This window comes from Methylobacterium sp. J-078 (genome assembly GCF_022829285.1).
Taxonomy (GTDB): Bacteria; Pseudomonadota; Alphaproteobacteria; order Rhizobiales; family Beijerinckiaceae; genus Methylobacterium.
In genome coordinates this window covers 115617-129322 of sequence record NZ_JAKSYI010000141.1, presented here as the reverse complement: position 1 = coordinate 129322, position 13706 = coordinate 115617, and the positions used below count along the sequence as shown (strand labels likewise).

Genomic DNA, 13706 nt, shown 5'->3' with positions numbered 1-13706 from the left:
TGCCGTCGTGCAACGTTGAACAGGCGGCTAAGTGACTGTCAGGGAGGCACGTTTCGGCGCGCCGGGACGGCATTCGCCGCGTGGACGCGGCCGCCAAGTCATAGCGAATACGGAATAATCCACGATTCGCGGTACATTCCTGACCTGCACTCAGGGAATGCACCGCCTCGGATCGCCGCCGTCGGGCCCGCTTCCGGGTTTTCAGGCTCTGGTATGCCAATCTGTGGAGAACCGGCTTCTCCGAGGCGCGGCACGTGGTCGAATCACGGGGCCGACGGCGACTCGGGCGGACGTGGGAGGTCCTCGCGCGAGCCGGCGATGCCGGTCAGTCCTGGAGCCCGATCACCTGGAAGTTGGTGTGAAGCTCGTCGGACATCGGCACGTTGAGGCGCAGCCCGCTCGGCAGACGTTTCAGGAACCAGCGCTCGTAGATCCAGCGCAGTTCGCGCGACTCGGCCAGACGCTGGAAGGTGGCAGTGACGAGGCCGGCGAACTGCGGGTCGTCCTTGCGGAACATCAGACCGTAGGGCTCGAAGGAGAGCTTGTCCTGCAGGACGGTGTAGGCCGCGCCGTCCTGCCCGGCCCCGGCGATCAGGCCGTAGAGCAGCACGTCGTCGAGGCCGAGGGCATCGGCTTTCCCGTCCCGGACCAGGGCGAAGGATTGCGCGTGATCCTGGCCCGTGACGATCGTCGCGGGGATCTTGAGGCGGGCGAAGAGCGCGCGCAGCACGGCCTCGTTGGTGGTCCCGGCCGTGACCGCGACCGTGCGCCCGGCCAGGTCCCGGTAGGAGCCGATCGGCGCGCCGCGCTTCACGAGGAGCTTGGTCGCGCTGAAATAGGTCACGGGCGAGAAGGCCACCACGCGGCGCCGCTCGGCGTTGGCGGTGGTGGAGCCGCATTCGAGGTCGATGCGGCCGGAGGTGACCGCCTCAATCCGGTTCTCGGAGGTCACGGGCTCGTAGCGAACCTTCAGGTCGCTGCGGCCGAGTTCCTTGGCGAGGTCGTCGACGACCTCGAGGCAGAGGTCGAGGGCGTATCCGGCGGGCCGGCCGGCGCCGTCCGCGAAGGAGAACGGCAGGGAACTCTCGCGGTAGCCGAGCCGTACGGTGCCGGTCTCGGCGATACCCTTCAGGGTTCCGGTCAGGACCTCGACGGCGCGGGAGGGTGCGACCGAGGCGCAGAGGGCAAGGCCGGCGAGCAGCCCGGCCAACGGTGCGGCGAGAAGGGGATGGCGCGGCATGGTCACCACCGGCTCCCGGGCCGCTACTCGGCCGGTTCCGGCAAGGGACTGACGTCGCGGTCGAGCCGCTGGTCGGTCAGGGCGAGCTGCCCCTCCCACTTCGCCACCGCGACCGTGGCGACGCTGTTGCCCAGCACGTTGGTGGCGGAGCGGCCCATGTCGAGGAACTGGTCGATGCCGATGATGAGGAGGAGGCCGGCCTCCGGAATGTGAAAGGTCGTCAGGGTGGCGGAGATCACCACCAGGGAGGCGCGCGGCACGCCGGCCATGCCCTTCGAGGTCACCATCAGGAGGAGCAGCATCGTGAGTTGCTGACCGAGGGTGAGCGGAATGTTGTAGGCCTGGGCGATGAACATGACCGCGAAGGTGCAGTACATCATCGAGCCGTCGAGATTGAACGAGTAACCCATCGGCAGAACGAACGAGGTGATCTTGTTCGGCACGCCGAAGCGCTCGAGGTTGGTCAGGGTCTTGGGGTAGGCCGCCTCGCTGGAGGCGGTGGAGAAGGCGAGGAGGAAGGGCTCCTTGATCAGGTCGAGGAGGCGCTTCATCGCCGTGCCCACCAGGAGGAAGCCCGCGAAGGCGAGCAGGCACCAGAGCAGCGCCAGGCTGAAGTAGAATTCCAGCATGAACTTGCCGTAGGTGACGAGTACGCCGATGCCCTGCGTGGTGATGGTCGCGGCGATGGCCGCGAACACCGCGATGGGCGCGAAGCCCATGACGTAGCCGGTGATCTTCAGCATCACGTCGGCGAGGCCCTCGATGCCCTGCGCCAGCAGCTTGCCCTTCTCGCCGAGGGCTGCCAGCGCCACGCCGAAGAAGATCGAGAACACCACGATCTGCAGGATCTCGTTGTTGGCCATGGCCTCGACCGGGGATTTCGGCACGAGGTGCGTGACGAACTCCTTCAGGGAGAGCGACGCGGCCTTGAGGTTGGTGGTGGCGCCGGCATCGGGCAGCGGCAGGTTGAGGTTGTCGCCCGGCCGCAGGATGTTGACCATCACGAGCCCGAGGAGCAGCGAGCACAGGGAGGCGCCCACAAACCAGAGCATCGCCTTGCCGCCGACGCGGCCCACGGAGGCGGTGTCGCCCATGTGGGCGATGCCGACGACGAGGGTGGAGAAGACCAGCGGCGCGATGATCATCTTGATCAGGCGCAGGAAGACGTCGCTGATCAGCGCGATATATCCGGAGATTTCCTTGGAGGTCTGCGGGTCCGGCCACGTGATGTTGCACAGGTATCCGACCGCGATACCGAGCAGCATGCCGATGAAGATGTACGTGGTGAGCCTGGACTGCATCGCTTATCCCCCACCCGGCGCGCCCGAAAACGCTCCGTTCCGAGAAAACCAGGACCCTGGTTCGTCCGGAACGATCGTGCACGAGGCATGCCAGGCTCGGGGTCGCGATGACGGCCGAAAGGATTAATCTCTCGGCCGGAACGTGCCGCTCCGGGCGCTCGTCGGGGGGAGGCTAGCCCTTTTTCGGCCACAATCAAGCACGGCGTCCGCCGACGGGTTCCGGGGTCCGAGACCCGCTCCCGGGGGCCTCAGGCAGGACGCAGGCGGCTCGCCGCCTCGGCCGCACGCCGGATCAGGGCCGCGTCCGGCGCGCCGGGCGGGACGACCCAGCTTCCGCCGACGCAGAGCACCGGCTTCAGGGCGAGCCAGTCCGGCGCCGTCGCCTCGGAGATGCCGCCGGTCGGGCAGAAGCGGACCTGACCGAAGGGGCCCGCCAGGGCCTTCAGGGCCTTGATGCCGCCGGCGGCTTCCGCCGGGAAGAACTTGAAGCGATCGAGGCCGTGATCGAGGCCGCGCATGATGTCGGCGGCGTTGGCGACCCCCGGCAGGTAGGGTATGCCGCGCGCGATCGCCGCCTTGGTCAGCGGGTCGGTCAGGCCGGGGCTGACGATGAAGGTCGCCCCCGCCTCGATCGCGGCGTCGAGGTCCCGTTCGTTCAGGACCGTGCCGGCCCCCACCACGGCGCCCTCCACCCGCGCCATCGCGCGGATGACGTCGAGGGCTGCCGGCGTGCGCAGGGTGACCTCCAGCGCCGTCAACCCGCCCGCCACCAGGGCGGCGGCGATGGGCTCGGCCTGGGCGACGTCCTCCACCACGAGGACGGGAATGACGGGGACGGAGCGCATCAGCGCGTCGATGGAGGTCATGGGCAGTCTCCTTGATCGGGGGCGGGTGTCAGAGACCGGCGGCGGCCAGCATGGCTGAAGCGCCCTGCTCCGCCCCGTCGGCCCCATGCCGCATGAAGGCGAAGAGCTCGCGGCCGGTGCTGAAGGCCGGGGGCGGGGCGGTGGCCTCGTCGCGGCGCGCCCAATCGTCCGCGTCGACCAGGGCCTCCAGGGTCCCGTCCTCGGCGCTGAGGCGAACGACGTCGCCGTCGCGCAGCTTCGCCAGTGGCCCGCCACCGAGGGCTTCCGGGCTGAGGTGGATGGCGGCCGGGACCTTGCCGGAGGCGCCCGACATGCGCCCGTCCGTGACGAGGGCGACGCGGAAGCCGCGATCCTGCAGCACGCCGAGCTGGGGCGTCAGCTTGTGGAGTTCCGGCATCCCGTTGGCGCGCGGCCCCTGGAAGCGCACCACCACGACCACGTCGCGGTCCAACTCGCCCGCCTTGAAGGCCGCCATGACGTCGTCCTGGTCGTCGAAGACGCGGGCCGGCGCTTGAACCGTCCAGCGCGCGGGATCGACCGCGCTGGTCTTGAAGGTGGCGCGCCCGAGATTGCCCTTGACCAGGCGCATGCCGCCATCGGGCTGGAAGGCGTTGGCGGGGCCGCGCAGGATGCTCTCGTCGTGCGAACGCTCGGGGGCGTCCTCGAAGACGAGGCCGTCGTCGATCAGCTTCGGGTCGCGGGCGTGGTCGCGCAGGCGCGTGCCCGCCACGGTGAGGATGTCGTCGTGGAGCAGGCCGGCATCGATCAGGCTGGCGATGACGTAGGACATGCCGCCGGCCGCGTGGAAGTGGTTCACGTCGCCCGAGCCGTTCGGATAGACCTTCGCCACCTGGGGCACGACGGCCGAGAGCCGGTCGAAATCCGCCCAGTCGAGGACGATGCCGGCCGCCCGCGCGATGGCCGGCAGGTGGATGGCGTGGTTGGTGGAACCGCCGGTGGCCAGGAGCCCGACGACCGCGTTCACGATCGCCTTCTCGTCGACGCAGTGGCCCAGCGGCCGGTAGTCGTTGCCGTTGGCGCCGATCTCGGACAAGCGGTGCACCGCCGCGCGGGTCACGGCCTGGCGCAGCTTCGTGCCCGGATTGATGAAGGAGGCGCCGGGCATGTGCAGGCCCATCACGTCCATCATCATCTGGTTCGAATTGGCGGTGCCGTAGAAGGTGCAGGTGCCGGCCCCGTGATAGGAGGCGGATTCCGATTCCAGAAGCTCGTCGCGCCCGACCTTGCCCTCGGCGTAGAGCTGGCGGATGCGCTGCTTCTCCTTGTTGGCCAGCCCCGAGGGCATCGGACCCGCCGGGATCAGGATCATCGGCAGGTGCCCGAAGCGCAGCGCGCCGATGAGCAGGCCCGGCACGATCTTGTCGCAGATGCCGAGGAGCGCCGCACCGTCGAACATGCCGTGGCTGAGGGCGACCGCCGTGGAGAGCGCGATGGTGTCGCGCGAGAACAGCGACAATTCCATGCCGCGCTGGCCTTGCGTGACCCCGTCGCACATCGCCGGCACGCCGCCGGCCACCTGCGCGGTGGCGCCGACCTCGCGGGCGAACAGCTTCATCTGCTCGGGGTAGCGGCCGTAGGGCTGGTGCGCCGAGAGCATGTCGTTGTAGGCCGTGACGATGGCCATGTTCATGGCCCGGCCGGACTTGATCACGGCCTTGTCCTCGCCGGACGCCGCGAAGCCGTGCGCGAGGTTGCCGCAATTCAACATCGGGCGGTGGACGCCGGATTCCTTCTCGCGGGCGATCAGGTCGAGATAGGCCTTTCGCGTCTGCGCCGAGCGCTCGACGATGCGAGCCGTGACGGCGGCGATCTCGGGGTGAAGCGCGCTCATGGCCAATCTCTCCTCGCGTCGGCGCGGCGGCAGCCCGCCCCGATACGGGGCGAGCGCCGGCCGCGACCCTCATTCTAGCGCAGGCGCATGACGATCGCGCGCCCGACCGGTGATTTCGGCCGGACCCGCGCGCCGTCAATGGCCTGTGCCCGCAACCCTGGCCCGAACCATTGCAGATTGCGGGCCTGCAGATTGCGGGCCAGATCCGATCCCGCGCCGTGGCCTCAATGGCCGCCGGGTGCCAGGGCGATACCGGGCTTCTGGTGCGTGCCCAGGCGCTCGACCATCGTGGCGGTGGCGGCGTTCATGCCGGTGATCTCCACCGTTACGCCGTGGTGGCGGAACTTGAGCACCACCCGGTCGAGGGCGTTCACCGCCGTGAGGTCCCAGAAATGGGCCGCGTTCAGGTCGATCACGATGCCGGTCAGCCCGGCCTCGCGGAAATCGAAGGCGTCGTGGAAGGCTTGCCCCGTGGCGAAGAAGATCTGCCCCGTGATGCGGTAGGTCCGCACCGTGCCGCTCCGCTCCGAGGCGACGGCGAAGAAGCGCGTCACCTTGTGGGCGAAGAACAGGCCGCTCAGCACCACGCCGAACAGCACGCCCTTGGCCAGATCATGCGTGGCCACCACCACCGCCACCGTGCCGAGCATGACCACGCTCGAACTCTTCGGGTTCGTCAGCAGGGTACGCACCGAGTTCCACTGGAAGGTGTTGATCGAGACCATGATCATCACCGCCACCAGGGCCGCCATCGGGATCTGCGCCACGTAGGGCCCGAGCACGACGATGAGGAACAGCAGGAAGGCGCCCGCCCACAGGGTCGAGAGGCGTCCGCGCCCGCCGGAGGAGACGTTGATCACCGACTGGCCGATCATCGCGCAGCCGGCCATGCCGCCGAAGAGACCCGCGCCGATATTGGCGAGACCCTGGCCGGCGCATTCGCGGTTCTTGTTCGAGCCGGTATCGGTCATCTCGTCGAGGATCGCCGCCGTCATCAGGCTCTCCAGGAGGCCGACCATGGTGAGCGTCAGCGCGTAGGGCAGGATGATCCGCAGGGTCTCGAGGGTGAAGGGCACCTGCGGCAGGGCGAAGGCCGGCAGTTCGGTGGGCAGCGCGCCCATGTCGCCGACCGTATGGATCGGCAGGCCGAGCGCCATCGAGACACCCGTGAGGAGGACGATGGTTACGAGGGGCGACGGCACTGCCTTCGTCAGGTAGGGCAGCCCGTAGATCAGCGCGAGGCCGACCGCCGTCATCGCGTAGACGGTGCTCCCCTGCCCGATCAGTTCGGGCATCTGGGCGAGGAAGATGAGGATCGCGAGGGCGTTGACGAAGCCGGTCACCACCGAGCGCGAGACGAAGCGCATGAGGTTGCCGAGCCGCAGCGCCCCGGCGACGATCTGGAACACGCCCGTCAGGAGGGTCGCGGCGAAGAGGTGGCCGAGCCCGTGCTCCTTGACCAGGCTGACCATGACGAGGGCCATCGCCCCCGTGGCGGCGGAGATCATCGCCGGCCGCCCGCCCGCGAAGGCGGTGATCACCGCGATGCAGAACGAGGCGTAGAGGCCGACCTTCGGATCGACCCCCGCGATGAGGGAGAAGGCGATCGCCTCCGGGATCAGCGCCAGGGCGACCACAGTGCCGGCCAGAAGCTCGCGCGTGATGTCGGGAGCCCACTCGCTCCGCAGATTCGTGAACGTCATAGGATGTGTCGATCCAGTCGTCCCCGCGCGCCCGTGCGCCGGCGGGGACAGGAATGGGAAGCGGCGGCCGTCGCGTCGACGGCACCAAAGCGGAACGGGGAACGCCTGCGGAGAGCGGTGGCTACGGCGGCGTGGGCCGTGCGTACAATCTGGCTCGATCCTTCAGCATGGCCCCTCCTAGCAGGATTGAACCGCCTTGCAACGTCGGGCAGTTCTGCGTCAGGCGATTCCTGACCCGGTCGGGATTGGGACGATCATGGGTTTCCGATCCGCGATTTGACGCAAAACAGATCAATGACCCTGCGTCTTCACGATCCGAAAAGGATAGATTGCCTAAATGAGGCCTGCCATCCGGCGAAGGGACCGATGTCTGATCCGAACGAGAGCCTGATCGAGGCGGCCCGGCGCAGACCGTGGTTTCGCCTGCGTCTTCCGGGCGCCCTCGAGGCCGCGTTCCGTGCCACCACGCGGGTCTCCCCGGGGGGCTACCTGCAATCCTGGCTGCTCGTCTTCATCGCCTTCAACGTCCTGTCCCTGAAGATGGACTTCGACGTGTTCGGGGCCGAGCGCTTCGTGGTTCCGGCGTTCCTCACCCTCGGGGTGTTCACGCCGCTCACCGTGGCGGGGATCCTCGCCCTGCATGGCTCGCCCAGCACGGACCGGCAGGCGACGGTGGTGATCGGGACCGCGCTCATCGACATGACGGTGGTCCTGACCAGCGCGCAGATCGCGCCGGCCGGCCATGCCGATTCGTACCGGATCCTCGCGGTGGTGGTTCCCCTCGTCGTCGGGATGATCGCGCCCCTGTCGTTCCGGCACTGCCTGATCTTCTGCGTCACCGCCTTCGCGCTCTATGTCGGCTACGTGATCGCCTTCGTCCTGCCGCATGATGCACCGACGGGCCTGCCGCTGCTGATCGCCAGCCTCGTCCTCGTGCCGCTCAAACTCGCCTATTCGCGGGAATGGACCCTGAAGGAGGCGTTCCTCCTGACCCTCGAGAAGGCACGCCGGGATGCGGACCTCGCCGAAGCGAATGCGCGCCTGACCGTGCTGTCCGAGACCGACGCCCTCACGGGACTGGCGAACCGGCGCTCCTTCACGGCGAACCTGCGCGCGGACTGGCTCGGCGCCTGTGAAGCCGGGGACTGGATGGCGGTGGCGCTGATCGACATCGACGCCTTCAAGCGGCTGAACGACACCGCGGGGCACCTCGAAGGCGACCTCTGCCTGCAGCGCGTCGCCCACGCCCTGCGGGAGGCCGCCGAAGCCGAGGGGGCTCGCATCGCGCGCTATGGCGGGGAGGAATTCGCCGTCCAGATCCCGTCATCCGACCTGAGCCGGGCCCGCGCGATCGGCGAGCGCCTGCGCGCGGCGGTCGCCGCGCTCGCATATCCGCATCCGGGCCTGGGCCGGAGCGCGCACGTGACGGTGAGCGTCGGCATCGCCGCGGCCCACGGAAGCATCGCGGCCTTCGGGATCAGCGAGAGCGACCTTCTCAAGGCCGCCGACGACGCTCTCTACCGCGCCAAGCGTGACGGACGCGACCGCGTCGACGCCGCCGTACTGACCTTGGCGTCCGCGAATTCCGATGGACGACCGGCGCCCATGCATCAGGACGTCGGCTGACCGGCGGCGTCTCGGTACTCGCGCGGGGTCATCGCGTATCGCGCCCGGAAGCGGCGCGAGAAATGGGCCGCGCTCGAAAAGCCGCAGCCATACGCGAGGGTACCGATCGTCAGGTGCCCGGCTCCTGGATCGGTGAGGCGTTCGGCGGCCACCTCCAGACGACGCTGCCAGATCCAGTCGGCGATGTGGTGTCCTTGAGCGTGGAACAGTTCCTGTAAGCGCCTGAGCGAGACCCCGACGGCTTCGGCGAGCCGTCGCGGATCGAGGGTCGGATCTCCGAGATGGACCTCGACGTAAGCCTTCGCCCGCTGGACCACGACCGTCCCGTGAAGCGGGCCGGGAACGTCGCGGGCGAGGCGGTCGGCGATGCCGGCGATGACGAGATCGGTTGCGATGTGGGCCATGCGGGCGGCGCTATCCGGGTCGAGTTGGCCGCCCAGACGGACAAGATCCTGAATGAACCCCGTCACCAGCGCCGTCGCCGGCCTGTTCCCCTCGATCGTCAGGGCCGTGAACAGCCGGCTCGATCCGAGCATCACTTCCAGCCGCTCACGCGGAACTTCGAACACCAGCATCGCGTCCCTCCGGCCCGCGACGTGGACGTTCGGCCTGCCGCCCAGCACCGTGATGTCGCCGCTCCGCTGGATCGCCTCGCGATCGTCCTGTGCCGACATCGAGACGCCGGCCTGCTGGATCAGGACGAAGAGCGAACCGGGCTCGTCGCGCCGGCGAAGGGTGGCGGGCGTCACCCGGCTCTGGACCGCGCTCTCGGCAACCCGCGTCAACCGGAGCGGACCGATGTCGAGGGCCTCGACCCGTCCGTCGAATGGCTCCGCGCCGAGGTGCACCTGTTCGATCGGACCGACCCGATCCTGGACGAAGTCCTGCCACAGGCGGAAGCGATCCTTCCCTTTGACGGCTGCGGTCGAAAAGATCGTCTGCACGGCGGGTCTGCCTCCTCGTGGAACGCGTCCTCTCCGCCACGGCGATTGCGGCTCACCGACGACCAACGAGGACGGCTCGGATACCGTCGGACCGCGACGACCGGAGGTTCCTCGGGCATCGGTCGCCGTTCGCGCCCCCGGACAACTGTTCGCGCGTTTTCGGGCAAGACAAGCGCGTGATGCCAGGAAGAGCAAGGTGTATCATTTGTCTATCACGTCGGGAAAAGCCTTGTGCGGTCGATCACCAAAATAAACCTGATGTTTATGTTGCGCCCGTCTTATGCGGCACAAAATAAACTTGAGGTTTTAAACATCGCATTTCGTCGCCGGTGATGACGGGGTTCCCGGATATGCCGCCATCCGCCCTCGGAGAGTCCGGTCGACCGGTTGAACCGGACTCCGCCCTGCATACCGGCCCTCGCGCGCGGGATCTGCCGCCGGAGCTTTCGATTCCGACCGTCTTCGAGCGGGCGGTCCTCGGCTGTCATCTGAGGGCCGCGCGCGCGCTGCTCGACTGGCCGATGCAGACCCTGGCCGGCTTCAGCGACCTCTCCATATCGACCGTCAAGCGCCTGGAAGACGGTGGGGATCCCCATCCCAGCCGCTCGCGCCGGAAGGCCATCGTGGCCCTTCATCGCGCCGGGATTCGCTTCCTCATGCTCAACGACGGCTCGGTGGCGGTGGCAAGGATTCCGGCACACGGTTCGCGCTGAGGCCGACTCCAAGTCCGGTCGACGGACAGGAGCGAGGGTCACCGAACGGAATTGGTGCGGACGGCGGGACTCGAACCCGCACAGCCTTACAGCCGCAAGATTTTAAGTCTCGTGCGTCTACCGGTTTCGCCACGTCCGCGTGCCCGGATCAGCGGTAGCGGGATGGGCCAAGGAGATCAAGGCGTCCAGCCGTACAGCCAGGCGTAGCGGCGATTCATGCCGTCCGGCCCGAGGCGGCGCATCACGGCGTTGCGCACACGGCCGACGAGGGCGCCCGCGTGATAGGTGCGCCCGTTGGCGCGGGCGGCCGCGCGCACGCGGGCGACGCGGTCGGTCCGGGCACGCCGATAGGCATCCAGCGACGCGGGCAGATCGCGCGCGGAGCCCGCCGGCCCGAGGGCCATCGCCAGGACGGCACCGTCCTCGATGGCGAGGGCCGCGCCCTGGGCCAGGAAGGGCAGGATCGGATGCGCGGCGTCACCCAGGAGGGCGAGGCGCCCGCGCGCCATCACGCGCGCGGCCGGGCGGTCCTCGAGGGACCAGACGAGCCAGGAATCCGGCACCGCGAGGAGGCCCGCGAGGGGGGCGGCGGCATCCCGGAAACGGGCACGCAGCACGGCGGGCTCGCCGAGCTGGCCCCAGCCCTCGCTGCCCGTGCGCTCCGGAATGACCGCCACGAGGTTGACGTGCTGGCCGCCACGCAAGGGGTAGTGCACCACGTGGCGCCCCGGGCCGAGCCAGAGCCCGGTGGCCTCCGCATCGAGATCCGGCGGCATCGCCTCGCGGGGGACGATGGCCCGCCACGCCGCCGCGCGACAGGAGCGCAGCGCTCGTCCGTCGAGATGGGCGCGCAGGCGCGAGCGGACGCCGTCCGCCCCGACGACGAGGTCGGCCGCGATGGTCTCGGGCCGTCCGCCGCTGGTGCTTTCCAGGGTCAGGTCGGCGCCGTCGGCCCGCTCGGCGTAGCCGGTCACGTCGCGGCCGACGAGGAGACGGATGCCGGGCCGCCCCCGCACGGCGTCGAGGAGCAGGGTCTGAAGGTCGGCCCGGTGGATCACGTAGTAGGGCGCGCCGAAGGCGTCGCGTTGGCTCTGCCCCAGCGCCACGCCGCCGATCGGCTGACCGCCGCGCAGCGACCGCACCACCACGCGCGGCGGTTCGCTCGCTGCCCGCCGCAGGGCCGCGCCGAGGCCGAGGCCGATGAGGACCCGGCTCGCGTTCGGCGAAACCTGGATGCCGGCCCCGACCTCGCTGAAGCCGGTGCGCCGCTCGATCAGCGTCACCGCATGGCCGGCCCCGTCGAGGGCGAGCGCGGCCGTGAGACCGCCGATCCCGGCGCCCACGATGGCGATGTTCAGTCCCGGCACGGGGACGGTCCGATCCAAGGCGTCAGGCGGCGGCCGAGGCCTGGTTGTCCCAGACGCAGATCGCCGGGTCCGCCGTCCCGGCCGCGAGGTTCGGCCGGTAGCGGAACAGCGTCGAGCAGTACTGACAGATGGTCTCGTCGTCGGTGCCCATGTCGAGGAAGATGTGCGGATGATCGAAGGGCGGCTTCGCGCCGATGCACATGAACTCCTTCGAACCGACATGGATCACGGCCACGCCGGGGTCGTTGTGGAAATGCGGCACCGCCTTGTCAGCCATCGCCTCGTCCTGCCTGCCGGCCCGGGGACATGCCGTCCGCGCGGGCTCCGTGTGAAGGGTCTGCCGATCCCGTCTCTAGCGGCTCGCACGGCGCACGCCTAGTGCATCGCGGGAAGGCCGGCCGCCGGGTTGGCCTCCTGCCCGCGCCATCGTACAGAGGGATCGACCCGCTCCGGCACCTGCACGAAACCCGCCCATGACCCAGACCGAACAGGCCGCCTCCGAGAGCGGCCGCCGCACGCCCCAGCCGCCGATCCACGGCCCGGAGGCCTTCGAGGGCATGCGCAAGGCGGGCCGGCTCACCGCCGAGGCCCTCGACGTCCTGATGGAGGCGACCGGCCCCGGCGTCACCACCGAACACCTCGACAAGCTCGCCTACACCTTCGCCATGGATCACGGCGCCTACCCGGCCTCGCTGCTCTACCGCGGCTATCCGAAGTCGATCTGCACCTCGATCAACCACGTGGTCTGCCACGGCATTCCCAACGACAAGCCCCTGCGCGAGGGCGACATCGTCAACCTCGACATCTGCCTCATCGTCGACGGCTGGCACGGCGATTCGAGCCGGATGGCCTATGTGGGCGACGTGCCGCGCAAGGCCCAGCGCCTCTGCGAAATCACGCATGAATGCCTGATGCGCGGCATCGCGGCGATCAAGCCCGGTGGCTCCACCACGGATATCGGCCGGGCGATCCAGGCCTACGCGGAGGCGGAGCGCTGCTCGGTGGTGCGCGACTTCTGCGGCCACGGCCTCGGACGCAGCTATCACGACGCGCCCACCATCCTGCACTACGTCGAGCCGAGCTACGACGTGAAGTTCCAGCCCGGCCAGTTCTTCACTGTGGAGCCGATGATCAACCTCGGCCGCCCGGCGGTGAAGGTACTCTCCGACGGCTGGACCGCGGTGACGCGGGACCGGTCGCTCTCGGCTCAGTTCGAGCACACCGTGGCGGTGACGGAGACGGGGGCCGAGATCTTCACCCTGTCGCCCAAGGGCCTGCACCAGCCGGTTCCCACGGCCGGCTGACGTCGCGCGCCGTGAGCGTCCCGCCCCCGCCCCGCCCCGACCCCCTCGACGGCGCGAAGGAGGCCGAGCCGCATTATCTCGGCCATCGCGACCGCCTGCGGGCCCGCTTCGCGCAGGCGGGTGCCGACGCCCTGCCGGACTACGAACTCCTCGAACTCGCGCTGTTCCGCGCGATTCCGCGCCGGGACGTGAAGCCGCTCGCCAAGGCCCTGATCCGGCGCTTCGGCAGCTTTGCCGAGGTGGTGAGCGCCGAACCCGCCCGACTTGCTGAAATCGAAGGCATCGGCGCCGGGGTCATCGCCGACCTGAAGCTCATCGAAGCGGCAGGTCACCGCCTGGCGCGGGGTGCAATCGCCGAGCGGCCCCTGCTCTCCTCCTGGAGCGCGGTGCTGGAATACTGCCGCGCCACCATGGCCTTCGCGCCCCGCGAGCAGTTCCGCGTGCTGTTCCTCGACCGGCGCAACCATCTGATCGCCGACGAGATCCAGGGGCGCGGGACCGTGGACCACACGCCCGTCTATCCGCGCGAGGTGGCACGCCGGGCGCTGGAGCTCTCCGCGACCGCGATCCTGCTCGCCCACAACCACCCGTCGGGCGATCCGACCCCCTCGGCGGCCGACATCCGGATGACCCGCGAGATCATCGGCGTGCTCGATCCCCTCGGGATCATCGTCCACGATCACATCATCCTGGGGCGTGAGGGACATGCCAGCTTCAAGGGCTTGAAGTTGATCTGATCGTGCTACGGTGCACGTCAGGGCGGTAGGGTTGTGACCGCGGGGCTCGACCG

The 13706-nt window shown here is 69.2% G+C and carries 12 protein-coding genes and 1 tRNA gene; 4 read left to right on the top strand and 9 right to left on the bottom strand.

What is annotated here, in order from left to right; genetic code table 11:
• Positions 1-325 precede the first annotated feature (325 nt).
• From MKK58_RS25345 to MKK58_RS25325, 5 genes are all read right to left on the bottom strand, one after another.
• Positions 326-1240 carry an amino acid ABC transporter substrate-binding protein gene (locus MKK58_RS25345; protein ID WP_243915713.1) on the bottom strand — a complete coding sequence of 305 codons (915 nt, stop codon included), beginning with the start codon at positions 1238-1240 and terminating at the stop codon, positions 326-328.
• 23 nt (positions 1241-1263) lie between these two features.
• Positions 1264-2541 (bottom strand): dicarboxylate/amino acid:cation symporter, encoded by a 1278-nt coding sequence (locus tag MKK58_RS25340; RefSeq protein ID WP_243915712.1) that lies wholly within the window; start codon positions 2539-2541, stop codon positions 1264-1266.
• A 248-nt stretch (positions 2542-2789) separates the two neighbouring features.
• Positions 2790-3407 carry a bifunctional 4-hydroxy-2-oxoglutarate aldolase/2-dehydro-3-deoxy-phosphogluconate aldolase gene (eda, locus tag MKK58_RS25335; protein ID WP_243915711.1) on the bottom strand — a complete coding sequence of 206 codons (618 nt, stop codon included), beginning with the start codon at positions 3405-3407 and terminating at the stop codon, positions 2790-2792.
• A gap of 28 nt (positions 3408-3435) precedes the next feature.
• Entirely contained in the window at positions 3436-5259 is a 1824-nt protein-coding gene (edd, locus tag MKK58_RS25330) for a phosphogluconate dehydratase (RefSeq protein WP_243915710.1), read from the bottom strand.
• 224 nt (positions 5260-5483) lie between these two features.
• Positions 5484-6962: a SulP family inorganic anion transporter gene (locus MKK58_RS25325; RefSeq protein ID WP_243915709.1), complete on the bottom strand. Its 1479-nt coding sequence runs from the start codon at positions 6960-6962 to the stop codon at positions 5484-5486.
• A gap of 366 nt (positions 6963-7328) precedes the next feature.
• Between MKK58_RS25325 and MKK58_RS25320 the strand changes: the two genes are divergently transcribed.
• Positions 7329-8588 carry a GGDEF domain-containing protein gene (locus MKK58_RS25320; protein ID WP_243915708.1) on the top strand — a complete coding sequence of 420 codons (1260 nt, stop codon included), beginning with the start codon at positions 7329-7331 and terminating at the stop codon, positions 8586-8588.
• On the opposite strand, the gene MKK58_RS25315 is transcribed toward MKK58_RS25320, so the two are convergent.
• Positions 8573-9532, bottom strand: a complete 960-nt coding sequence (locus MKK58_RS25315; RefSeq protein ID WP_243915707.1) for a helix-turn-helix domain-containing protein — start codon at positions 9530-9532, stop codon at positions 8573-8575. The two genes, MKK58_RS25320 and MKK58_RS25315, sit on opposite strands and share 16 nt — an antisense overlap.
• Positions 9533-9882: 350 nt before the next feature.
• On the opposite strand from MKK58_RS25315, the gene MKK58_RS25310 reads away from it, so the two are divergent.
• Positions 9883-10245, top strand: a complete 363-nt coding sequence (locus tag MKK58_RS25310; protein ID WP_243915706.1) for a hypothetical protein — start codon at positions 9883-9885, stop codon at positions 10243-10245.
• 52 nt (positions 10246-10297) lie between these two features.
• Here MKK58_RS25310 and MKK58_RS25305 read toward each other — a convergent pair.
• The 3 genes from MKK58_RS25305 to MKK58_RS25295 form a co-directional block, all read right to left on the bottom strand.
• Positions 10298-10384, bottom strand: a tRNA-Leu gene (locus MKK58_RS25305).
• Between the two features lie 37 nt (positions 10385-10421).
• Positions 10422-11612, bottom strand: coding sequence for an FAD-dependent monooxygenase (locus tag MKK58_RS25300; protein WP_243915705.1), 1191 nt, complete (start codon positions 11610-11612; stop codon positions 10422-10424).
• 22 nt (positions 11613-11634) lie between these two features.
• Complete coding sequence (locus MKK58_RS25295; RefSeq protein WP_238278713.1) at positions 11635-11889, bottom strand: zinc-finger domain-containing protein; 255 nt, start codon at positions 11887-11889, stop codon at positions 11635-11637.
• A gap of 196 nt (positions 11890-12085) precedes the next feature.
• Here MKK58_RS25295 and map point away from each other — a divergent pair, with 196 nt between their 5' ends.
• Together map and radC are read left to right on the top strand one after the other, a co-directional pair.
• Positions 12086-12916, top strand: coding sequence for a type I methionyl aminopeptidase (gene map / locus MKK58_RS25290; protein ID WP_243915704.1), 831 nt, complete (start codon positions 12086-12088; stop codon positions 12914-12916).
• An 11-nt stretch (positions 12917-12927) separates the two neighbouring features.
• Positions 12928-13653: a RadC family protein gene (radC, locus tag MKK58_RS25285; RefSeq protein ID WP_243915703.1), complete on the top strand. Its 726-nt coding sequence runs from the start codon at positions 12928-12930 to the stop codon at positions 13651-13653.
• Positions 13654-13706 lie beyond the last annotated feature (53 nt).